The following is a 22,160-nucleotide window of genomic DNA, read 5'->3' as shown; positions in this document are numbered from 1 at the left end:
CCCGTCAGCGGGCATCGATACGGTTCACAAGCACCCTGCCCGCCGCGTAAGTTCGACGAGCCGCGGGGGCGCGACCGGAACGGGGGACCGGTCGGCCCCCGCGCCCCGTACCGCGCACGTGTCAGTCGCCGAGCAGCACCGGAATCTCCTGCCAGCCGAAGGCGATGAACGACGGCACCTGTCGCAGCTCGTCCGCGTCGACGGCGAGCCGCATCCCCGGGAACCGGTCGAACAGCGCGGGCAGCGCGGTCATGGCCTCCACCCGGGCCAGCGGCGCGCCGATGCAGCGGTGCACACCGATACCGAACGCCATGTGGTCGTCGGCTCCGCGCGCGGCGTCGAAGGAGTCCGCGTTCGGACCGTAGTGCTCAGGGTCCAGGCCCGCCGCGGCGTACGTCGTGATGATGGCGTCCCCGGCCGGGATCGTGACGCCCGCGATCTCGATGTCGGTGACCGCGAACCGGAGCGGCAGCGAGGCGATCGACGGGTGCACCCGCAGTGTCTCGTCGACGACCGCGTCCCAGCCGATCTCCCCGGACCGTACGGCCGCCAGTTGCCCGGGGTCGCGCAGCAGGGCGACGACCGCGTTGCCGATGAGGTTCACCGTCGTCTCGAACCCGGCGCCGATCACCAGCAGCAGCGTGTACAGCAGTTCCTCGTCGCTGAGCCGGTCGCCGTCCTCGTCCCGCACCCGGATCAGCTCGGTGGTCAGATCGTCCCCGGGGTGCTCGGTGCGGTGGGCGATCAGCGCGGGCAGCACCGTGCCGATCTGCTGCTGCACGGACGCGGCGTGCTCGGGGGACGGGTCCGAGGTGTCCATGATGGCCGCGATCAGCCGGGTGGTGTCGGGCACCAACTCGTCCGGCACGCCGAAGAGTTCGCAGATGATCCGCAGGGGGAGGGGGTGGGCGAGGGCCGCCTTGATGTCCACGGTGCCGTCGCCGGAGCCGGCCACCTTCTCCAGCAGTTCCGCGGTGATCGTCTCCACCCGGGACCGCATCGCCTCGGTGCGCCGCTGGGTGAAGCTGGGCGCCACGAGCTTGCGCAGCCGGGTGTGGTCGGGGCCGTAGGTGGACAGCATGTTGACCACGCCGACCCAGCCCAGGATCCAGCCCCAGGAGGGGTGTTCGCCGATCTCTGGCCACAGCCGCCAGTGCTTGCGGGGGTCCTTGCTGACCTGCGCGTCGAGGATGAGCTGCTTGAGGGTGTCGTAACCGGTGGGCGCCCAGGCGGGGATGCCGCCGGGCAGGTCGACCGGCACGACCGGGCCGAGGGCGCGCAGCCGGGCCGACTCGGCGGCGATGTCGGAGCCGAACGGGTCGAGGGCGAAGCGTTCGGTGCGGTCGGTGACGGTCACGAGGGGCCTCCAGGCAGATCGGGGGAGCGAGGGCTGAACCGCACGGGCAGGCCGGTCAGCGAACGGTGGAACGGACCCGGCCGCCAGGTCAGGCGCTCGCGCGGCAGGACGGGGTCGAGATCGGGCAGCCACTGGGTGAGCCGCTCGATCGCCTCCGTCGCGATGAGCAGCGTGTGCTGCTTGACCGGGCAGGCGTGCGGCCCCGCCGACCAGGACAGATGGGAGGCGTCCCCGGGGTGCCGCCGGGCGCCGTGGTCCTGCTCGGCGGCGTGCGCGAGCGCCCCGTAGGAGATGACGACCGGGACCGCGGCCCTGATCCACGCGCCGTGGAAGGTCACCGGGGTGCGGGCGTAGTGGATGCCGTAGTTCGCCAGCGGCGTCTCGTGGTGCAGCACTTCCACCACGGCGTCCATCACCGGGCGCGCCCCGCTGGTCAGCGTGGAGTAGTAGGAGGGGTTGCCGAGGATGCGGGAGAGCGCGTTGGACACCAGGTTCGCCGTCGGCTCGTGCCCGGCGCCCAGAGTGAGGAAGACCTGCCAGGTGACCTCCTCGGGGGTGAGTCCCGCCGGATGGTCCAGCAGCCAGCTCGGCAGGTCCTCGCCGCGCCGCTCGGCCTTGGCCGCGATGAGCTCCAGCACATAGCCGCCGAACTCCGCCTCGCCCTCGGCCGCTTCGGCGCCGCCCTCCATCATCTTGCCGAGTGCCGAGTTGAGCCGGTCACTCGCGCTGTCGGGGAGACCGAACAGGTCGTTGAAGACCAGCGCCATCAGCGGCCGGGCGAAGTCGACCACCAGGTCCGCCTTGCCGCGCGGTCCGATCCGCCCCACCAGCAGCCGTACCGCGCGGTGCACCCGGGACCGCAGATCGTGCGGTTCGACCCGGTCGAAGGCGTCGAGCAGGGCGGTCCGGTAGCGGACGTGCGCGGTGCCGTCGGCGAACAGGGTGTTGGGCCGCCAGCGCATCATGCCGAGCACCGGCGAGTCGTCGGCGACCGTCGCCTCCCAGGGCCGCGGATCGTGCGAGAACGTCTCCGTGTCGTGCAGCAGATCCAGCGCCGCCCGCCGGTCGGTGACCACGTACGCGGGCACGCCCGGCGCCAACTCGGCCCAGCCGACCGGACCTTGGGCGCGCAGATCGGCGTAGTAGCGATACGGGTCGAGGGCGAAGCCGTCCTCCCACAGGCGTACGGGCGCCGAGCGGGAGAAGGTCTGCTGGGTGGTGGGGTAGGTGGTCACCGGGTCTCCGGAGGGTGGCGGTCGATCAGATGCTGGACCAGCGCGAGCAGCGCGTCCACGGAGGAGTTGGTGTCGCGCGCGTCGCAGGTCACCATCGGCGTGCCCGGCTCCAGGTCCAGTGCGGCGCGCAACTGCTCCTCGGTGTAGTGGCCCGGCGAGTCAGGGAAGGTGTTGAAGGCGACGGCGTAGGGCAGTCCGCTCTCCTCGACCAGACCGAGCACGTCGAAGGACGCGTCGATGCGGCGGCTGTCCACCAGGACCAGCGCGCCGAGGGCGCCGTAGGCGATGTCGTCCCACAGGGAGCGGAACCGCTCCTGGCCGGGTGTGCCGAACAGGTAGAGCACGATCCCGCCGTTCAGGCTGATCCGGCCGAAGTCGATGGCGACCGTGGTCGTCGCCTTCTCCCGTACCCCGGCCAGGTCGTCCACCGGCGCGGACGCCTCACTGAGCCGCTCCTCGGTGTGCAGCGGCCGGATCTCCGAGACGGAGTCGATCAGCGTGGTCTTGCCCACCCCGAAGGGGCCCGCGACCAGGATCTTCACCAGGTCACGGGCGTCCTCGGGCAGGTGGATGCCGCTAGTCGTGCTTGAGGGCGCGAAGGCCATCGGCCACTCTCTTCAGCAGGTCGGGGTCGAAGCGTTCGGCGGTCGGGATAGGGGCGCGGGCGAGGACCAGGTCCCGGTCCAGCAGCGCACCGGCCAGCACCCGTACGGCGGAGACCGGCAGCCGTAAGTGCGCCGCGGCCTCCACCACCGTCAGGGAGCCGCCGTCCAAGGCGTCCAGCAGGGCCAGTTCGGCGGCGGTCAGACCGGTCGGCGCGGGCTCGCCGCTGCCGGAGAGCACCGAGAGCCGCTCCAGCTGGGGGCGGCTGGGCCGGGCCACGCCGCCGGTCGACAGATACGCGGGGACCAGCGGACGGCCGCCCGGGCGGCCGGTCATTCCGGCGCGCCGCCGTCGGTCCCTCTGGGTGCGGCGGCCATCGCCTTCTCGCCGAGCCGCGCCACCTGCGAGTGCACCCGGTGCGCCAGCAGGTCAAGGCGCACCTCGACATCGCCGTACGCGGCGACACAGGTGCCGTGGTCCGTCGGCACGATCAGCACGTACCCGTGGTCCGACTCGATGACGACCTGGCGCACCTCGGCCCGCTCCCGGTCGGCGAAGGCGGCCGCGGCGGTACGGCAGGCCCCCTGCACGGTGCTGGTGATGGCGGCCACCCGCTCGGCCGACGGCTGGGTGAGCCTGTCGGTGTACCCGGTGACGAGGCCGTCCCGGGTGAGCAGCACGGCGGCCACGACATGCGGCACCTCGAGGATCGGATCCAGAACCCACGCCGTGTCTCCTGCTTCGCGGCCGGTCATCAGGCCGTTCCCCCCTCGTGGTCGTCGTGCTCGGTGTCGTGGTCGGTGGCCGCGGTGTCCTCGTGGGCCGCGGAGCGCGCCGCCGCGGTGGCGGCCTGGAGCGCGCCGAGCGCGGCGGCGGACTCCTCGGGCCGCCGGGCGGGCGTGCGCGGTTCGGGTACGTCCGCTGCGGCGGCCGCTCTGCTGCGGCGCCGGCGCTGCGGCAGCCCGTCGGGGTCGGCGGCGGGCTGGGTCCCGTGGTGCCTGGTGTCGGCCGGGGTGTCGTCGGGTTCGGCGACATAGTCGTGGCCGGTGTCCGCCGCGGGGGTGGGGGCGGGCGTCGGCTCGGGTTCCGCCCGGCGCGTGGGGCGCGGGGCGCTGGCGGCCGGAGGCCGGTCCTCGGGGTCGATCCTGGTGAGCAGATGGCTGTCGACCCGCAGCACCGCCCGGACTCCGCCGTACGGCGAGGGCGAGGACAGGTCCACGGTCAGGTCGAACTGCCGGGTGAGCTGGCCGATCGCGGCGAGCCCCATCCGCGGCGGATCCCCGAGGTCGGTGAGGAGGATCGGCTCGGAACCGGCCACCAGCCTTTGGGCGCGCTCGCGTTCGTCCAGCGTCATGCCGAGGCCCGCGTCGTCGACAGTGACGCACACGCCGTGGTGGACGTGTTCCAGGTTGACCACGACTTCCGTGTCCGGCGCGGAGTGCCGCAGCGCGTTGTCCAGCAGCTCGGCGACGATGATCGCGACCGGTTCGACGGCGTGCGAGACCAGGGCGGTGCCCGCCGTGAGGTGGTTGTTGACCCGGACCCGGTGGTAGCCCGCGAGCCGGGCCTGGCCACCGGTCACCGCGTCCACCAGATGGGACTCCTCGCGGGCCAGGCCCACCCAGGCCCCGCACACCACCGCGGCGACCTGGGCGCGCCGCAGCGACTGCTCGTTCTCGTGGTCGAGTTCGAAGAGCGTCTGCGCCAACTCGGGGTCGTCGTAGCTCTGTTGGAGGCCGCGCAGCGCGTCCTGGAGGCGGTACAGCGCGGCCTGGATCTCCCGGGTGGCGCCGCGCATCCCGGCCTGTGCGGCGGCGTCCACGCGCAGGTGCTGCGCGGTCAGTTCGACCCGCAGCTGGCTCAGGACGTTCTCCATCGCCACGCCGAGCGAGGACCCGGCCGCCCGGAGCTGGAGGGGGCCCGGCACCGCGACATGCGGGTGCGCGAGCTGACGGGCGGCGGCCGGCACACGCTTCGCCGCGAGGTGCTCGATCTCCGCCGCGAACGTCTGCACCACGCCGTCGAGATGGGCCCGCAGTGCGGCGATCTCGTCCCGCTGCACGGCCCGTTGCCGTCGCGACCGGAGCAGTCCGCCGCCGAGGGCGAACGCGGACAGCGTGCCGACGGCCAGTCCACCGAGGGCCAGGTCCGGTAGTTCGATCATCGAATTCGGTATCCAGAGAAGTGGGCAGGGGTGAGGGCGAGGACCCCTCACGAGGCGCTCGCAGCACAGTACACACCGTCATCGACCGCTCTCGCACGGTCGACGCGTACTTCGCTCCGAATCTGCCCGCGCTCTGTTCACTTCTGCGTCAACTGTCTGAATTGCCGTACGGCTACGGCGAGTTGACACCCGACTCGACCACCGACGACCGGGCCGAAAAAGAATCTTGGGACTGTTTCCGCGCCGATGTCGAGAACGAGTCTCCGGCTGCGTCCCAGGGGTGCACGCGACCACAATGGGTCGCACCAGTACCAAGGAGAGCCACCATGGCGAAGTACCTGCTGCTCAAGCACTACCGCGGCGCCCCGGCGGCGGCGAACGACGTGCCCATGGACCAGTGGACGCCGCAGGAGATCTCGGCGCACATGCAGTACATGCGGGACTTCGCGGACCGGCTGGAGAAGACCGGCGAGTACGTCGACGGCCAGGCGCTCGCCCCCGAGGGGACCTGGGTCCGCTACGACGGCGAGGGGCGCCCGCCGGTCACCGACGGTCCGTTCGCCGAGACCAAAGACCTGATCGCCGGGTGGATGGTGATCGACGTCGACACCTACGAGCGCGCCGTGGAACTCGCCGGAGAACTGTCGGCCGCCCCCGGCGCCGGCGGCAAGCCGATCCACGAGTGGCTGGAGCTGCGCCCCTTCCTGGCCGCGAATCCCACCACGGACTGCCATGGATGAGGCCCTGCTGAGGAGCCTCACGCCGAGTGTGATCGGTGTCCTCGGCCGCCGCGGAGCGGACTTCGCGGCGGCCGAGGACGCCGTACAGGAAGCGCTGATCGAGGCGCTGCGGGTGTGGCCCGCCGATCCGCCGCGGGACCCGAAGGGCTGGCTGGTCACGGCGGCCTGGCGCAAGTTCCTCGACGCGACCCGTGCGGACGCCGCCCGGCGTCGGCGCGAGGACCTCCTCGACGAACAACCGGCGGCCGGGCCCGCCCCCGGGACCGACGACACGCTCCAGCTCTACTTCCTGTGCGCCCACCCGTCGCTGACCCCGGCCTCCGCGGTCGCGCTCACCCTGCGCGCCGTCGGCGGACTCACCACCCGGCAGATCGCCCAGGCCTACCTGGTGCCCGAGGCGACCATGGCGCAGCGCATCAGCCGGGCCAAGCGCACTGTCTCCGAGGTGCGGTTCGACCAGCCCGGCGATGTCGCCACCGTGCTGCGCGTCCTCTACCTGGTCTTCAACGAGGGCTACTCCGGCGACCTGGATCTCGCCGCGGAGGCCATCCGGCTCGCCCGGCAGCTCGCCGCCGTGATCGACCATCCCGAGGTGGCGGGGCTGCTCGCCCTGATGCTGCTCCACCACGCCCGTCGCGCCGCCCGCACCGCGCCCGACGGCAGCCTGGTGCCGCTCGCCGAGCAGGACCGCGGCCGATGGGACACCGCGCTGATCGCCGAGGGCGTCGACATCCTCCAGGCGGCGCTCGCCCGAGACCGGCTGGGCGAGTTCCAGGCCCAGGCCGCCATCGCCGCCCTGCACGCCGACGCCCCCACCGCCGAGGAGACCGACTGGGTGCAGATCGTCGAGTGGTACGACGAACTCACCCAGCTCACCGACAGCCCGGTCGTCCGCCTCAACCGCGCGGTCGCCGTGGGCGAGGCCGACGGCCCCCGCGCCGGGCTGGCCGCGCTCGCGGCCCTGGACGACTCCCTGCCCCGCTACACCGCGGTCGCCGCCTACCTCCACGAGCGCGACGGCGATCTGCGCACGGCGGCACGGCTGTACTCCGAGGCGGCCCGCAAGGCGCCCAACCTCGCCGAGGTCGCCCACCTGACCCGCCAGGCCGCCCGGCTCAACGCCCGCCTGCGAGAGTTCTGAAGGACCAGTGACGCGAGCCCGGCGACCGGTTACCGTACTCGCGAGTAACCGGACCGCACGCAGGAGGCCCTCATGCCGCAGCTCACAGTCGACGGCGCCACGCTGACCTACGACGACGAGGGCCCCCGCGACAGCGCCGAGGTGCCCCTCGTTCTCGTCCACGGCTGGACGGCGAACCGGCACCGCTGGGACCACCAGACGGCCCACTTCGCCGAGCGGCGCCGAGTGGTCCGGCTCGACCTGCGCGGGCACGGCGACAGCAGCGGGGCGGGCGTGCGCACCATCGCGGAGCTGGCCGCCGACGTCCTCGCCCTCCTCGACCATCTGGAGATCGAGCGGTGCGTGCTGGTCGGCCACTCGATGGGCGGGATGATCGCCCAGACCATCACCCTCGCCCACCCCGAGCGGGTCGAGCGCCTGGTGCTGGTCAACTCCATCAGCCGGATGACGTACAGCCGAGGCCGCGGGCTGCTGATGGCCGCCTCGACCCTCGTGCCCTACAAGCTCTTCGTCGCCACCAACATCCAGCGCGCCTTCGCCCCCGGCTACCCCCGCGCGGAGATCCGCGAGTACATCCGTGCCTCGGCGGCCACCCCGCGCGAGGTGGTCATGACGCTGTACGGCGCCATGCGCGCGTTCGACGTCCTCGACCGCCTCGGTGAGATCCGCACGCCGACCCTGTTGGTGCACGGCTACCACGACATCCAGCTGCCGGTCACCCAGATGCTGCGGATGGCGAAGGCCTGCCCCGACGCCGTGGTGCGCATCATCGACGCGGGCCACGAACTCCCGGTGGAACGGCCGGCGGAACTCACCGCGGCGATCGACTCCTTCGTGACGGCGCCCGCAGCCGCCTGAACCCCCTATTTAAGAGTTGCCTTATATAAGCCACGGGTGGCATAGTCGGCCACGTGCACGCCTTCGATGTTCTGGGGGATCCGGTCAGGCGCCGGATATTGGAGCTGCTCGCCGTGGGCGAGCAGGCATCGGGCGAGATCAGTGCCGTGATCCGGGAGGAGTTCGGGATCTCGCAGCCGGCCGTGTCCCAGCATCTGAAGGTGCTGCGGGAGAACGGCTTCGCGTCCGTGCGGGCGGAGGGCACCCGGCGGCTGTATGCCGTGGACGCCGCTCCGCTGCGCCAGGTGGACGACTGGCTGGAGCGGTTCCGGGGCTTCTGGGAGCAGCGGCTCGACGCGCTCGGGACGGAACTCGCGCGAGGCAGGCGCGAGCGCAGACGCCAAGAGGAAGTGAACGAGGATGACTGACTTCATCGACGAGATCAATCGACTGCATCGCGAGGTCGGCACCCGGCAGGTCGAGGCCGGAGACGCCCGTACGGTGCTGCTGCGGCGCTCCTACGACGCCGACGTCGCCGACGTGTGGAACGCGGTGACCACCCCCGAGCGCATCGCCCGCTGGTTCCTGCCGGTCAGCGGCGAGTTCAAGGTCGGCGGACGCTACCAGTTCGAAGGGCAGGCCGGAGGCGAGATCCTCCAGTGCGACGAACCCAACCTGCTGCGCGTGAGCTGGCTGTTCGGCCCCGACCCGGGCTTCAGCGAGGTCGTCGTGCGCCTGACCGCGGAGGGCGCGGAGCGCACCGTCCTCGAACTGGAGCATGTCGCCGTCGTCCCCGAGGAGTTCTGGGGCCAGTTCGGGCCCGGCGCCACCGGGGTCGGCTGGGACATGGTGCTGCTCGGGCTCGGTATGCATCTCGCCGGTGGCGGTTTCGCCGGCCCGGAGAAGGCGCAGGAATGGGCGATGTCCGACGAGGGCAAGGCGGCCCACACCCGCTCGGGCGAACTGTGGGGCGCCGCGTACACGGCCTCCGGCGCGGATCCGCGGGCCGTGGAGTCCACCACGAAGGCGACGATCGCCTTCTACACCGGCGCCGAACCTCCCGCCTGAGACGGTCGAAACTTTCGAGCGGGCAAGTGGCTGCCGAGGAATATGAGCCAACTGGGACGGACGGTCGCTCGGGGCATTGACGGTGTATCAGGCCGCCCGTATGGTCTGCGACGCCATTCGGAAACATGTCCGAAACTTTCGGAAGGAAGGGGACGAGATGGCCCCCCGCACGACCATCCGCAAGGCCCCCGAACGTCCGCACCCCCGCCCGCGCACCGCACTCATCCTCGGCCTCGCCGGCCTGCTCGCCGCCACCGGTGTCACCGCTCTGACGGGCACCGCGCAGGCGGCGAGCACCCTCGGCGCGGCGGCCGCCGAGAAGGGCCGCTACTTCGGCACCGCCGTCGCCGCCAACCACCTCGGTGAGTCCGCGTACGCGAACACGCTCAACACCGAGTTCAACTCGGTCACCCCCGAGAACGAGATGAAGTGGGACGCCGTCGAGCCCAGCCGCGGCTCGTTCTCCTACGGCAGCGCCGACCAGATCGTCAACCACGCCCAGAGCCGGGGCATGAAGGTCCGCGGCCACACCCTGGTGTGGCACTCCCAACTGCCCAGCTGGGTCGGTTCGTTGGCCACCGCCGACCTCAGATCGGCGATGAACAACCACATCACCCAGGTGATGACCCACTGGAAGGGCAAGATCCACTCCTGGGACGTCGTCAACGAGGCCTTCCAGGACGGCTCCAGCGGAGCCCGCCGCAGCTCGCCCTTCCAGGACAAGCTCGGCAACGGCTTCATCGAGGAGGCGTTCCGCACCGCCCGCGCCGCCGACCCGGCCGCCAAGCTCTGCTACAACGACTACAACACCGACGGCGTCAACGCGAAGAGCAATGCCGTCTACAACATGGTCCGCGACTTCAAGGCGCGCGGCGTGCCGATCGACTGCGTCGGCTTCCAGTCCCACTTCAACAGCGCCTCACCCGTGCCCTCCGATTACCAGGCGAATCTCCAGCGTTTCGCCGATCTCGGCGTCGACGTCCAGATCACCGAACTCGACATCGAGGGCTCCGGCACCGCCCAGGCCAACAGCTACAGCAATGTCGTACGGGCCTGCCTTGCCGTGAGCCGCTGCACCGGCATCACTGTCTGGGGCGTCACCGACAAGTACTCCTGGCGTGCCTCCGGAACACCCCTGCTGTTCGATGGCAACTACGCCAAGAAGCCCGCCTATACGGCCGTACTGACCGCGCTCGGCGGATCCGGTGGAGGCGGCGGCGGTGGCGGGACCGCGTCCTGCTCCGTGACGTACAGCAAGGCGGAGGAATGGAATGACGGCTTCAACGGCAGGGTGACCGTCACCGCGGGCAGTTCGGCCATCACGAGTTGGACGACGACCGTCACGGTCACCTCACCCCAGAAGATCTCCGCGACCTGGAACGGCTCGCCCACCTGGGACAGTTCCGGCAACGTGATGACGATGCGTCCGAACGGCAACGGCAGCCTCGCCGCCGGGGCGTCGACCAGCTTCGGCTTCACCGTGATGAAGAACGGCAACAACTCGGCGCCGGTGCTGGGTTCCTGTACGGCGTCCTGACCGGCTGTTCACCTGATTCTTGTGGGGAGGAACTGCATCCCGTGACAGCGACGCGGAGCGTCGCCGCATCCGGGAGCCCGGGCGCGGAGCGCCCGTCACGCCCGGTCCGGCGGAGCCGGGAAAGGCGAACGCGCGTGCCCGTGTTCGCCTTTCGGGGTGATCGCGGAAGGAAGGGTGCGGGCGTGCGGATCTCGTACGTACGCTCCCGTGGCGGGGTGGGAAAACCGGCCGGGACGTGGGGCAAGGGGGGCGGGTATGACGGCACGGGCGGTGAGCGATGGGGTGGGGCATGCCCGGTACACGTACCGGCTGCGCCTGTCGGCCACCGCCAGTACGGCGCTGAGGCAGGAGTGGGGGCGGTGTCGCTGGGTCTGGAACGAGTGCGTGGCCAAGTCCAAGGCCCTCCACCTGCACAACCAGGCCCATCCGGAAGACCGGCGGACGTGTGGTCCGGCTCAGCTGGACAAGATGCTCACCGAGGCGAGGGCGCGTACTGCGTGGCTGCGTGCGGGCTCGTCGGTGCCGCAGCAGCAGATCATCCGCGACTTCGGCCGCTCCCGGGCCAAGGCCCTCAAGGACATCACCGACCGGCTGCCGCAGACCCGCAGGGCCCAAATGCCCAGGTACAAGAAGCGGCGTGAGGCGTTGCCCAGCCTCAACTACACGAAGAACGGCTTCCGTCTGAAGGACGGGCGGCTGTACCTGGCGGGCGGCATCGTCGTGCGTGTGGTGTGGTCGCGTCCGTTGCCCGCCGAGGCGTCCAGCGTCCGCGTCCACCAGGATGCTCTGGGCCACTGGTACGCGAGCTTCGTCGTTCCGGCCACCGTGGAACCGCTCCCGGACACGGGGGCGGTGATCGGGATCGACTGGGGCGTCACCCAGGTCGCCACCACCACCTCCGGCCCGCACGATCTGCCTCACCCCGCCCACGGGAAGAAGTCCAAGGCGAAGCTGGGCCGTTATGACCGGATGATGGCCCGACGCAAACCGCAGAAGGGCTGCGCTGCTTCGAAGGGCTACCGAGAGGCGAAGAGGCTGCGGGCGAAGGCGCACAAGAAGGTCGCCCGTCAACGTCAGGACACGGGGAGGAAGTGGGCGAAGCGGATCGTCGCCGACCACGACGCGCTGGCCGTGGAGGACTTCAAGCCGAAGTTCCTGGCCAGGACCACGATGGCCAACAAGGCCGCGGACGCCGCCATCGGCGCCACCAAGCAGGCCCTGATCCACATGGGCCGCAAGCACGGCCGGATCGTGCACTTGGTGCATCCCGCGTACACCACGATGGACTGCGGACAGTGCGGAGCGAGAGCCAAGCACGCCCTGCCGCTGGGGATGCGCACCTACACCTGCACCGCGTGCGGAACCGTGAAACCACGGGACAAGAACTCCGCCCGCGTCATGCTCCACCGGGCTGGTCTCCTCCCGGCTGGTGTCGAGGGCATAAGACCACCTGGGACACCGTCCCCGGCGGCAGCCTGAGCCAGGAATCCCCCTCGTCCCCAACGGAGTCGTCCACGAGGGAGAGGATTCAATGTTCCGGGGGAAGCACCCGGAACTTCGCCGGGCCCACCGCGAGCACCCCGTCGGACAACGGGGTGCATCGCACCCCGCCCTTGTCGCGCAGCGCGCGCTGGGCGCCGGGCCCGATGGTCACGTCCATCCACGCGCACGGCCGGGCCGGACGGTTCAGGGCGAAGGTGACGGGGCCGAATCCGCAGTCCAGGCTGACGGCCGAGCCGACGAGGGCGTCGATGTCGACGCCGCGCAGCAGGACGTTGCGGCGGGTGCCGCGCAGATCCACCGCCGGGTCGATGCCGACGGGCAGATTCTCCTCGGACATCAGGGTCAGCGAGGCATCGCGATGGGCCGGCTTCCCGAAGTACCGGTCCCCGAGCAGACCGAGGCCCTCACGCACCTGGGCCCGGGCCACGAGCTCCCCTTCGCCCTCGGGCGGCAGTCCGTCGCCGGGCCGCCCCGCGAGCCGGTGCCCGGGCGACACGAGCAACTGCACCACCTGTATTTCCACCTCGGTCATGCACCCACCTTACGGAGTGCCGCGCAGGTCAGCACGGCGCCCGCCATACCCCCAGCTCCAACTTCTTCCGCATCGACGACAGCTTCAGGCGTCGGGAGTCCGGGCAGAAGGCGGCGGTCGGCTCGGCATACTCCACATGGAAGACCGCCTTGCCCGCGGTGATGAACGGCTTCAGCTCCCCGCACTCGTCGAACTGGGCGCACTCCTCGTTGACCGCGAAGTCGAAGTGGTGCACCAGCTGCGGAATCTGGGGCAGGTCGTTCTTCAGCCCCACCGACAGGCCGCGCCGATGGGCCAGGTCCGCGATCATGCGGTTGTACCGGAGCTGGTCGCGCGCGGTGAGCGGGAACCCGGTGTCGTTGCCGTAGCCCTCCAGCAGATCGGGCTCGATCGCGTCGAAGCCCTTGTCGCGGCACATGTCGAACCGGCGCTCCATGATCGGCCGCAGCACGGACAGCCGCCGGATGTCCAGCCAGCGCTCGCCCTTCCAGCCGTTGGGGCGGCCCAGCACCGAGTCGGGGAAGGCGTCCTGGTCGGGGCGGAAGTCCTCCCAGGCGCCGACGTTGACGTAACAGATCACCTTGCGTCCGTCGCGGTGCAGCCGGGCCACGTCCGCGGCGGAGTTCTCGAAGCCGTCGATGTCGTAGACCGGTACGTCGACGGAGGGGTCCACGCGGCCGTCGAGCTGCCACTGCCAGGCCAGTCCGGGGCGCGGCCGCCAGCGTGGCCCGCGGCTGTCGTCGTCGGTCGAGCAACCGGCCAGCGCCGCCAGGGTGAGAAGCGCCGCCGTCAGGGCCGCGGCCTTCCTCATCACTCCACCCCCGACAGCGCGGGCGTCAACCCGGCCCAGGGATTGGGCTGTTCGCCCGTCACCGGCCCCGACACCGCGGCACCCCGATCGTGCGCCGTGCGCACCGCGAGCGGCACCAGCGCCTCCGGCACCCCGTACACCAGATGACAGAACCGCTCGGCCGGATGCCGGGCGGTCCACGCCGGGCGGCTGAACGCCGAGACGTAGGTCGACCAGTGGCCCTCGAAGGTGACCGTCAGATCGGCGAGCCGGGTGTATCCGGGGGCCGGATGGACGCCCGGATTGAGTACGACGGTGTCCACGCCGGCCCGCCGGACGGAGCGGACCATCTTCCGGCACCCGGGGAGCCCGGCCCGTTCGGCGGGCACCCGGTCGAGGAAGCAGCCGTCGGCCGCGTACCACTCCCGGTGCCGGCGCACGTCCGCGACGACCTCCGCCGGATCACGGCGCCCGTAGGCCGTGTCCGCGTATCCGAGCAGCCGGGCCCCGGCTGTACGCAGCGCCGAAGCCGCCGCCGTGAACGCCGGATCCGGCTCCCGGCCCGGTCCGCTCGCCGGGTTCAGGACCACCCCGTAGGTGCGGGCGGCGCCCGAGATCAGCCGGTGCCAGGCGCCCGGGTCCTCGGCCGGATGGACGTACAGCGGAATGAGCAGACTCACGGTGCTCGGCCGCCCTCCCACAGAGCGTGCAGAGACTCCTCCAGGGTGTGGGCGGGCAGCCAGCCGAGGGCGTCGTGCGCGGCGGTGATGTCCGAGCACTGCCACGACACCTGAGCCGAGCGCGCCGAGCTGGGTGCGGACTCCTCGATCCGGCCTCGGAACCCCGCCAACTCGGCGAGCGAGTGCACCAGTTCGCGCACCCGCACCGCCGCCCCGCCGCCGATGTTCAGCACGGGCGGCAGCGGCCCGCTCGCCCGCACAGCCAGCTCCACCGCGCGCGCCAGATCCCGTACGTCGACGAAGTCGCGGTAGGCCGACAGATCGCCGAGCCGCAGCACCGCCTCGGGGCCGGGTCCCGCCTCGCGGAGCAGTGCGGCGACCCGGCCCGGCAGCCCGGCGGCCGGTGCGCCCGGCCCTACCGGGTTGCCCACGCGCAGGACCACCGCGTCGAGGCCGGAGGCCATCACGCAGGCCGTGCCCGCGAGCTTGGTCGCGCCGTACGGGCCGACCGGGCTGGTCGGCGCCGACTCGGTGACCGGAACGCCGGGCGCGCCGGGCCCGTACTCGGCGGCCGAGCCCAGATGGACCAGGCGCGCCGCCGGTGCCACCGCCCGCAGCGCCGCGCACAGCACGGCGGGGCCACGGGTGTTGACCTCGGCGAGCGTGACGGCGTCACCCGCGACGGCTCCGGCGCAGTTGACCACGGCGTCGGGTGCCGCCGACGCCAGGGTCTTCGCCAGCTGTTCGGGGTCGGCCGAGGCGAGGTCGATGCGATGGTCGGCGTCGGCGGAGCGCCCGCCGCCGAGCACCCGCGTGCCCGGCAGGGCCCGCAGTCGCTCGACGACATGGCCGCCCAGATAGCCGGTGCGGCCCAGGACGAGAATGCGCATACGGTGCTCAGGCTCCCTTGAGCAGAAGCGACTTGCGGCTGGTGAACTCCGCGTTCGCCCGGTCGTAGTCGTCGGGCCGCCCGATGTCCAGCCAGTACCCGTCGAACTCGTAGGCGTACGGCGGGCGTTGGTCCGCCAGCAGATCCAGGACCAGCTCGTCGAAGCCGAGCGGCAGGCCGGGGGTGTAGGAGTCGAGGGTGGCGCGGGACAGGCCGTAGACGCCCATCGAGACCCGGTAGTCCATGCTCGGCTTCTCGGTGAAAGCCACCACCCGGCTGGCGTCGGTGGTCAGCACCCCGAAGTCGATGTGCACCTTGCGCGCGTAGGTGGCGATGGTCAGCGGCGCGCCCGACTCCCGGTGCCGGTGCAGTACGTCGGCGTAGTCGAGATCGGTGAGGATGTCGCCGTTCATGACCAGGAAGGTCTCCGGCAGTTGGTCGCGCAACGCCAGCAGCGGGCCCATCGTGCCGAGGGGGCTGTCCTCGGTGGCGTAGGAGACGTTCATGCCCCACTGCGAGCCGTCGCCGACGTAGGCGCGGATGATCTCCCCGAGATGGCCGATGGCGAGGGTGCAGTGGGTGAAGCCGGACGCCGAGAGCTGGCGCAGCACGATCTCCAGGATGGCGTGCTGATCGCCGATGGGGACGAGCGGCTTGGGCAGGGCCGTGGTGTAGGGCCGCAACCGGACGCCCTTGCCGCCCGCCAGGATCACTGCGTGCATGGGGACTGCTCCTTCATGAAACGGGTGGGGGGTTCAGATGTTGTAGATGCCGGTCTTGTAGCGGGCCAGATTGGCCGGGTCGCGGAAGAACTCCACGGTGTGGGCGAGCCCTTCCTCCAGCGTGTGCGCGGGCTGCCAGCCGGTGGCCGCGGTCAGCCGGGAGGCGTCCGCGACCAGCCGCATCACCTCGGAGGCGGCGGGCCGCAGCCGCTCGGTGTCCTCCCGCACGTCGAGGGCGGTGTCCATCACCTTGCCGATCAGCGCGACCAGGTCGCCGACCGAGATCTCGCCGCCGGTACCGGCGTTGAGGGTGCGGCCCACCACCTGCTCGGCGGGCGCGGTGCCCACCGCGAGGAACGCCCGCGCGGTGTCCTTGACGTAGGTGAAGTCCCGGGTGGGACGCAGATCGCCGAGGGTGATCGTCCGTTCCCCGGCGGCGACCTGGCCGATCACCGTGGGGATGACGGCCCGCATCGACTGGCGCGGACCGAAGGTGTTGAACGGCCGCAGCGTCACCACGGGAGTGCCGAAGCTGGCGTGGTAGCTGTCGGCCAGCCGGTCGCCGCCCGCCTTCGAAGCGGCGTACGGGGACTGGGTGTTGATGGGGTGCTCCTCGGTGATCGGCACGGTCTGCGCGGTGCCGTAGGTCTCGCTGGTGGAGGTGTGCACCAGGCGGGGCGTGCCGAGGGCGCGCGCGGCCTCCAGCACGTTGAGGGTGCCGGTGACGTTGGTGTCCACGTAGCTGTGCGGCGCCTGGTAGGAGTACGGGATCGCGATGAGGGCGGCCAGGTGGTAGACGCAGTCGGCGCCTTCCATCAGGCCGCGGACCGAGCCGGGGTCCCGGACGTCGCCGAGGACGATCTCGACGTGCTCCAGGACGTCCGGTGCCAGGGTCTCCAGCCAGCCGTAGGAGGAGAAGGAGTTGTACTGGGCCATCGCCCTCACCCGGTGCCCGGAGGCGACGAGCGTCTCGGTGAGGTGGGAGCCGATGAAACCCTCGGCTCCGGTGACGGCGGCGAGCGGTGCGGAGGTCAACTCGGGGGTCCTTCCGGAGGGTTGAAACGGGACTCAGACATGGGGAGCGGGTCGGCCCAGCGTCCGCAGCACACAGAGCGCGAGACACAGGGCCGCCGCCCCGTAGGGCAGGCAGAGGTGGTCCGGGGGCACGGCGGCGGCGCAGGCCGCGGCGGTCAGGCAGATCGCCGCCGGCGGCCAGGCCGTACCGAACGCCTGGAGCAGCAGCGCCGTCCACAAGGTGGCCGCGAGCGGCAGCAGCGCCACCGGATCGCTGTCGGTGAGCAGCGCCGCGGGCAGCAGGAGCAGGAGATAGGCGAGCAGGCACAGGCCGAGGACTCCGGCCGAGCGCCACAGGAATCCGAGGGGAGTGGCGGCTGCGCGCAGGGCGCCGACGGACAGTCCCCGGTAGCGGTACAGCAGCCACTCGGCGGGACCCATGGACACGGTCAGCGCGATCACCGCGTACGGATGCCGGCGGCCCTCCAGCAGCACCAGGATCGCGGCCGCGAGCCCGAACAGGCCGTACGGCAGCGACCGGTGGACCGGTGGCGGGGGAGCGCCGGTGGCGGCCGGGGCGGTGACGGCGGAGCGCAGGGCGTGGGCGGTGACGGCGAGAGTGGCGAGCAGTGCGAGCAAGGGCAGCCCGGCGCGCAGCAGTTGGCCGGGCTCCCACCACGGCAGTACGGCTGAACCGGCGATCAGCGGACTCAGCGCGGCCAGCAACAGCCACTCCGCGCCGAGCACCAACAGCACGCCCGCCGCGGCCAGATAGACCGACTGCGCCGCCGCGAGCAGGGTGACCGGTCCGCCCTGCGCGGGCACCGCGGCGCAGGCTGTAGCCAGGGCCGCGCCCACCGGAGCGCCGAGGAGCAGCGTACGGCCCGCCTCGCGGCGCCCCACCGCCCGGCGCAGGTGGGCCCGGTGGCCCAGCCCCTGCCCCCACGCCCAGGAGACGAGCCCCGCCAGGATCAGTGCCGTGGCGTGCTCCGAGGCGTGCCACAGCGGTGCCGCGAGGAGGTAGGCGAGGCCGGGCAGCGCGAAGAGCACCCCGCGCAGCAGACAGCGCACATGGTCGGGCCGCCAGGGGTCGGCCGTGGGGGTGGGCTCCGGAAAGGACCGGGGGACCCGCTCGTACAGGGCGGAGGCGAGCGTGAAGATGTCGCGGTGCCCGTACCGTTCCTTGACCACCGCGGCGGTCAGGCCCTCCGACTCCAGCAGCGCGGCCACCTCGTAGGGATGGACGGCGGGGCCGATCCGGTCGGCCAGTTCGGCGGCCAGCCCGTCCACCTCGGCGCGGTGCGTGCCTCGGTCCGGGAGCCGCAGCGCCAGGGTGGAGTCGTCGGCGAGGCGGAGGGCGAGCGTGTCCTGCCCGGTGCCGCCGGGTTCGAGAGCCATGGGGCCGCTCATAGGGCGAGGCTCCTCTCCGGCTCCGACTCCGGTGTCAACACCCGTTCCATGTAGGGAAGGTCCTGATAGATGGCGCGGAAGGTGTCGATGGTCCGCCGCAGGGTGAACTGCTCGATCACTCGCAGCCGGGCCGCCTCGCCCATCGCCGCCCGCCGTTTGGGCGCGGCCAGCAGTTCCAGCGCGGCGGCCGCCATGGCGGCGGGATCCCTCGGCGGCACCACGAGCCCCGTGTCGCCGACGGCCTCGCGGACACCGCCGACGTCCGTGGACACGGTGGCCCGGCCGCAGGACATCGCCTCGATCAGCGTGAACGGGAAGCCCTCGCTGATGCTGGAGAGCATCACGACGGACCCCGCCGCGTAGGCGTCCTTGATGTCGTCGACCCGGCCCTCGAAGGTCACCGCGTCCGCGTGCCCCAACTCGGCGGCCAGCGCCTCACAGCGTTCCCGGTAGGCCTCACCGCCGCGAGGAGTCCCGCCGAACAACCGCAGTCGGACGTCCGGCAGTTGTTCGCGTACGAGGGAGAACGCGCGGATGAGGGTCTCCAGGTCCTTGATCGGGTCGACCCGGCCCGCCCAGCTGAGGGTCAGCCCCTCCGGTTCGGGCCCGGCGGGCGGGAACGCCGCCGGATCCACGCCGTTGTAGACGGTCCGGATCGACTCCGGTGCCGCGCCCCCCTGCTCCTCCCACAGCCGGTTGTAGCGGTTGCCCGGCGTGATCAGCGCGGCCCTGCGGTAGGTCTCCTCCGCCAGCAGCCGGAAGAAGCCCAGCACCACGGCCTTCACCGGCCAGCGATAGGGAGCGGTGCGGTAGCCGAGATAGCGCTCACGCAAGTAGACGCCGTGCTCGGTCAGCAGCAGCGGAGTGCCGTGACGTTCCAGCGCCGCGAGTCCGGGGAGGACCGCGACTCCGCCGCTCACCGCGTGGGTCACGCCGTCGCTGGGCACTGGAGCGGTCAGTGGGCGCAGGGCGTGCTCCAGCAGTCCGGTGGCGGTCAGCGCGTCGTGCAGCGAGGGCCGGGCCTCCCGCACCACGAGACCGGGGCGGTTCCACACCGAGGCCAGCACCGAGACCGCCCGGTCACCGCGGAGAAAAGGGCTGAGGGTGCCGTCCGCCGCGGCCCGCGCCATCGTGTACAGCGCGGGGGCGAAACCGTCCTCGGCGCAGGGGTCGAGCAGCGCGGCGAGAAACCGCTCGTAGGAGTGGGCGAGCCGCCGCCGCGCCCGCCCGCGGGGCGGCTCGCCCTCCGGGGGCGCGCCCCACATCGGCACGGACCAGACGCGGGACACCTGGGAGGGCAGCTCCCATACGACGGGTTCATGGCCGGTGCCGGTGACGGCGACGACGTCGAACTCCAGGTCCGGCATGCCGCGCACGAGCTGGTCGCACCAGACGCTCACGCCGCCGTGGCTGTGCGGGTAGGTGCCTTCGGTGAGCAGGGTGACACGCGTCGCGTCCGAGCGTCGCGCGCCGTGGTGAACGTGCATCCATGGGCTCCACGGCCGAGGTGTGGGGTGGTCGTTCCGGTCCCGGCGGCGCGGTGGGCGGCCGGGACCTCGGTGCGGTGCGCCGTTCAGCTCGCCGAGGGCTCTCTCGTCCCTCGCGGGACGAAGGTGTCGGGCGCCGGGTCCGTGACCGTCGCCGAGTCGGTGCCCGAGGCCGTGGGCGCGGGAGGCGCGGACGACGGCAGGCTCAGGGTGAGCGGGGTCCCGGCGGACGGCGTCCACCCCGACCGCTCACCGGCGTAGGGCTCGCCGAACGCGGCGCCGGCCAGAGTGGTGCCGGTGGGCATGGTCGCGGTGACCGCGACCCCGTCCGGGGCCTCGACGGTGACCGTGTCACCGATCAGGTAGGCCGTGACCTGTCCGTCGTCCAGCGCCGCCTGCCAGGCCGTACGGCGCTGTAGCTCGACGCCGATGTCCTTCATGCGCAGATTCACCACGGGGGTGTCGGTGGCGAACAACCCTGCGTAGCCGTCGAGTACGCCGTTCAGCACCGGATAGGCGATGCGGTCCTCGGCGAGGTTCGACTGGTGGATGTAGTGCGGCCGCGGATCGCCCGAGAGGACATGGCCGAGGGCCGTCCGCGTCTCCAGCGGCACGATGTACTCGGCGTACCCGGTCGCGGTGTCCAGCGGCTGGTCCAGACAGGTGGAGGTCGCCGGGTTGTCCTCGCAGATGCCGCTGCCGCCCTGGGCGCGGCCGGTGTAGATCCAGTTGTACTCGTCGACCTGCTCGGCGGCCCGGCCCGCGTTGTAGAAGACGTTCATCGGGTGGCGGGGCACGGTGACCGCCGGGCCGACCTGCCGCTGTCCGGGCTCGCGGGAGTTGTCGGAGCCGAGCCAGGCGATGTCGGTGTCGTCGAGCGCGAGCGCCAGGTTCGGGTTGTCGTCGCTCTGCTGCGGCAGCACCCGCAGGCCCGAGTGCTCCCCGGTGACCACCTCGTCGTTCTCCAGCGGCAGTCCGGCGTTCTGGCCCCAGACCCGGTTGGTGGCGATCTCGTCGGCGATGGCGTTGCGGCTCACCCAGCGGACGCTGCCGTCGGCCTCGGTGGCGCAGCGCCACGGCACGACGGTGGTGTCCTGTTCGCAGCCGAGGAAGGCGTGCGTGTAGGTGTGGTTGAGCCAGCGGAACCGGGCGCGCTCGGCGAGGAACCGGTCGGCGAGCGGGTCGGCGCCGCCGTGGTCCTCGCGGTGCTCGACACTGCCCGCGCCGTTGTAGGCCAGGTCCAGCGTGAAGCCGTGGCTGTCCTGCCAGTCGGCGGCGTAGGACACGTCCTCGGGCGTCATCCGGATCGGGTCGGGCGTACCCGCCCCCTCGGGACAGTCGACGTCACCGGGAGTGCAGTTCAGCTCGGTGTTCCAGCGGTCGTCGGCGGCGAAGACGTCGTCCACATGGACGGCGAAGTAGTTCCGGGACGCGCCCAGGTGGACCCCGCCCGTCAGCCACTCCACGATTCCGCGGGCCAGCAGCCGGAACTGCTGCTGGTACTGGTTGTAGACGAAGGTGACGACCAGCTCACGGCGCCCGTCGTGCCGGTACTCGCCCACCAGCGAGCCCCGCCGCTGCGTCCCGGGGATCGTCGCCTCGACGTAGGGAGTGAAGTCGGCACCGGCGACCGGCGTCGACAGGTAGGCGTAACTCTCGCCCACGGTGGGGGAGTTGTCCTCGAAGGGCACCGCACCGTCGAGATATCCGAAGGGTCCGGCGAGCCCGGCCGCCGTGACCTCCGCCCGCATCCCGTCGGCGCTGCCCGCGTAGCCGCCCTCGACGGGGTACTTCAGCCCGGCCTCTGGACGCGCGTAGGTGTAGGCGTCGACCTGCGGGATGTCGTACGTCTGCTCATAGGCGACCAGGGCGGCCATCTCGGCCGATCCGGCCGCGAACGGGTTGTCGCTGGGCAGCACGACCGCCTGGAACTTCGCCCGGGGCCGGCCGTCGACGGTGTCCGCGAGCAGTTCCGCGTCGATCACCGGCCGGTCGGCGCTGGTGAGGTCGATCTCGGTGTACGGGGTTCCCGCCACCTCCAGTTCGGCGGCTATCGCGTCCGTCGACGGACCGCCGTCGCTGACGACCAGCACCCGCAGATCGATACGGGGTCTGGTGTCGGCCTGGGCCGCCCCGGCCGGCAGGCCGAGCGCGGCGATGAGCGCGCCCACCGTCAGCGCGGTGGTGCATAAGATCCGCTTCATGCGGTTTTGTCCCCTCCCCGGGCAGGGGTGGGCACTGCTCACAGCGAGCGGACGCACCCCCTTGCGCGACGCCGAGCCCCCCTCAGTAGCCGGTCGTCGACGCATCCGTCGCGTCACATGGTGGTGTCTGTGTGTAGCTTTCGTGGTCGTCTTGCGAAACATGACGGAAAAGCGCAGGTGTCCAACTGGTCACTTACGTGCGGAACATGACGTGCCGGGGCCCGGTCGAGGGGCGATCGGGCGGCGG

Annotated in this window: 22 protein-coding genes; 7 read left to right on the top strand and 15 right to left on the bottom strand. The window is 71.7% G+C overall.

The annotated features are described in order from the left end of the window. Nucleotides 1-121: 121 nt before the first annotated feature. Genes BN159_RS03780 through BN159_RS03755 form a run of 6 tightly spaced genes read right to left on the bottom strand, consistent with a single transcriptional unit; the run spans nucleotide 122 to nucleotide 5,359 of the window. Nucleotides 122-1,357, bottom strand: a complete 1,236-nt coding sequence (locus tag BN159_RS03780) for a cytochrome P450 family protein (protein WP_015655575.1) — start codon at nucleotides 1,355-1,357, stop codon at nucleotides 122-124. Then, a complete protein-coding gene (locus BN159_RS03775; RefSeq protein WP_015655574.1) occupies nucleotides 1,354-2,592 on the bottom strand; it encodes a cytochrome P450 family protein in 1,239 nt (412 codons plus the stop codon). Before BN159_RS03775 ends, BN159_RS03780 begins: the two co-directional genes overlap by 4 nt. Further along, nucleotides 2,589-3,197 carry a GTP-binding protein gene (locus BN159_RS03770; RefSeq protein WP_015655573.1) on the bottom strand — a complete coding sequence of 203 codons (609 nt, stop codon included), beginning with the start codon at nucleotides 3,195-3,197 and terminating at the stop codon, nucleotides 2,589-2,591. The genes BN159_RS03775 and BN159_RS03770 overlap by 4 nt, the downstream gene beginning before the upstream one ends. Next, on the bottom strand, nucleotides 3,169-3,531 hold the full coding sequence (locus tag BN159_RS03765; RefSeq protein ID WP_015655572.1) for a DUF742 domain-containing protein: 363 nt from the start codon (nucleotides 3,529-3,531) through the stop codon (nucleotides 3,169-3,171). The genes BN159_RS03770 and BN159_RS03765 overlap by 29 nt, the downstream gene beginning before the upstream one ends. Further along, nucleotides 3,528-3,950 (bottom strand): roadblock/LC7 domain-containing protein, encoded by a 423-nt coding sequence (locus BN159_RS03760; RefSeq protein ID WP_015655571.1) that lies wholly within the window; start codon nucleotides 3,948-3,950, stop codon nucleotides 3,528-3,530. Before BN159_RS03760 ends, BN159_RS03765 begins: the two co-directional genes overlap by 4 nt. Further along, nucleotides 3,950-5,359 carry an ATP-binding protein gene (locus tag BN159_RS03755; protein ID WP_015655570.1) on the bottom strand — a complete coding sequence of 470 codons (1,410 nt, stop codon included), beginning with the start codon at nucleotides 5,357-5,359 and terminating at the stop codon, nucleotides 3,950-3,952. The genes BN159_RS03760 and BN159_RS03755 overlap by 1 nt, the downstream gene beginning before the upstream one ends. A 326-nt stretch (nucleotides 5,360-5,685) precedes the next feature. On the opposite strand from BN159_RS03755, the gene BN159_RS03750 reads away from it, so the two are divergent. The 7 genes from BN159_RS03750 (at nucleotide 5,686) to BN159_RS03720 (ending at nucleotide 12,161) form a co-directional block, all read left to right on the top strand. Continuing rightward, nucleotides 5,686-6,099 (top strand): YciI family protein, encoded by a 414-nt coding sequence (locus tag BN159_RS03750; RefSeq protein WP_015655569.1) that lies wholly within the window; start codon nucleotides 5,686-5,688, stop codon nucleotides 6,097-6,099. Then, nucleotides 6,092-7,240, top strand: coding sequence for an RNA polymerase sigma factor (locus BN159_RS03745; protein ID WP_015655568.1), 1,149 nt, complete (start codon nucleotides 6,092-6,094; stop codon nucleotides 7,238-7,240). Before BN159_RS03750 ends, BN159_RS03745 begins: the two co-directional genes overlap by 8 nt. Before the next feature lie 72 nt (nucleotides 7,241-7,312). After that, on the top strand, nucleotides 7,313-8,098 hold the full coding sequence (locus tag BN159_RS03740) for an alpha/beta fold hydrolase (protein ID WP_015655567.1): 786 nt from the start codon (nucleotides 7,313-7,315) through the stop codon (nucleotides 8,096-8,098). 53 nt (nucleotides 8,099-8,151) lie between these two features. Further along, nucleotides 8,152-8,505 (top strand): ArsR/SmtB family transcription factor, encoded by a 354-nt coding sequence (locus BN159_RS03735; RefSeq protein WP_015655566.1) that lies wholly within the window; start codon nucleotides 8,152-8,154, stop codon nucleotides 8,503-8,505. Next, nucleotides 8,498-9,145, top strand: coding sequence for an SRPBCC family protein (locus BN159_RS03730; protein ID WP_015655565.1), 648 nt, complete (start codon nucleotides 8,498-8,500; stop codon nucleotides 9,143-9,145). The genes BN159_RS03735 and BN159_RS03730 overlap by 8 nt, the downstream gene beginning before the upstream one ends. A 157-nt stretch (nucleotides 9,146-9,302) precedes the next feature. After that, nucleotides 9,303-10,682: an endo-1,4-beta-xylanase gene (locus BN159_RS03725; RefSeq protein WP_015655564.1), complete on the top strand. Its 1,380-nt coding sequence runs from the start codon at nucleotides 9,303-9,305 to the stop codon at nucleotides 10,680-10,682. 255 nt (nucleotides 10,683-10,937) lie between these two features. Continuing rightward, nucleotides 10,938-12,161, top strand: a complete 1,224-nt coding sequence (locus BN159_RS03720; RefSeq protein ID WP_015655563.1) for an RNA-guided endonuclease InsQ/TnpB family protein — start codon at nucleotides 10,938-10,940, stop codon at nucleotides 12,159-12,161. Between the two features lie 49 nt (nucleotides 12,162-12,210). On the opposite strand, the gene BN159_RS03715 is transcribed toward BN159_RS03720, so the two are convergent. From BN159_RS03715 to BN159_RS03675, 9 genes are all read right to left on the bottom strand, one after another. After that, nucleotides 12,211-12,717, bottom strand: a complete 507-nt coding sequence (locus BN159_RS03715; protein ID WP_015655562.1) for a hypothetical protein — start codon at nucleotides 12,715-12,717, stop codon at nucleotides 12,211-12,213. A gap of 28 nt (nucleotides 12,718-12,745) precedes the next feature. Beyond that, nucleotides 12,746-13,528, bottom strand: a complete 783-nt coding sequence (locus BN159_RS03710; RefSeq protein ID WP_015655561.1) for an endo alpha-1,4 polygalactosaminidase — start codon at nucleotides 13,526-13,528, stop codon at nucleotides 12,746-12,748. Continuing rightward, the gene (locus BN159_RS03705; protein ID WP_015655560.1) at nucleotides 13,528-14,187 is read right to left on the bottom strand and encodes a spherulation-specific family 4 protein; all 660 of its coding nucleotides are present in this window, start codon (nucleotides 14,185-14,187) and stop codon (nucleotides 13,528-13,530) included. Before BN159_RS03705 ends, BN159_RS03710 begins: the two co-directional genes overlap by 1 nt. Further along, entirely contained in the window at nucleotides 14,184-15,077 is an 894-nt protein-coding gene (locus tag BN159_RS03700) for an NAD-dependent epimerase/dehydratase family protein (RefSeq protein WP_015655559.1), read from the bottom strand. The genes BN159_RS03705 and BN159_RS03700 overlap by 4 nt, the downstream gene beginning before the upstream one ends. A gap of 7 nt (nucleotides 15,078-15,084) precedes the next feature. After that, nucleotides 15,085-15,798 (bottom strand): nucleotidyltransferase family protein, encoded by a 714-nt coding sequence (locus BN159_RS03695; protein WP_015655558.1) that lies wholly within the window; start codon nucleotides 15,796-15,798, stop codon nucleotides 15,085-15,087. A 33-nt stretch (nucleotides 15,799-15,831) separates the two neighbouring features. Beyond that, nucleotides 15,832-16,833, bottom strand: coding sequence for a GDP-mannose 4,6-dehydratase (locus tag BN159_RS03690; protein ID WP_015655557.1), 1,002 nt, complete (start codon nucleotides 16,831-16,833; stop codon nucleotides 15,832-15,834). 33 nt (nucleotides 16,834-16,866) lie between these two features. Further along, a complete protein-coding gene (locus BN159_RS03685; RefSeq protein ID WP_015655556.1) occupies nucleotides 16,867-18,222 on the bottom strand; it encodes a hypothetical protein in 1,356 nt (451 codons plus the stop codon). Next, nucleotides 18,219-19,709, bottom strand: a complete 1,491-nt coding sequence (gene pelF, locus BN159_RS03680) for a GT4 family glycosyltransferase PelF (RefSeq protein WP_015655555.1) — start codon at nucleotides 19,707-19,709, stop codon at nucleotides 18,219-18,221. Before pelF ends, BN159_RS03685 begins: the two co-directional genes overlap by 4 nt. Before the next feature lie 86 nt (nucleotides 19,710-19,795). After that, nucleotides 19,796-21,913: a hypothetical protein gene (locus BN159_RS03675; protein WP_015655554.1), complete on the bottom strand. Its 2,118-nt coding sequence runs from the start codon at nucleotides 21,911-21,913 to the stop codon at nucleotides 19,796-19,798. Nucleotides 21,914-22,160: the final 247 nt, after the last annotated feature.

The sequence above is a fragment of the Streptomyces davaonensis JCM 4913 genome, from assembly GCF_000349325.1.
GTDB classification, from domain to species: Bacteria; Actinomycetota; Actinomycetes; order Streptomycetales; family Streptomycetaceae; genus Streptomyces; species Streptomyces davaonensis.
Note: the sequence above shows the minus strand (reverse complement) of the source record. Positions and strands in the feature narration are given on the sequence as shown.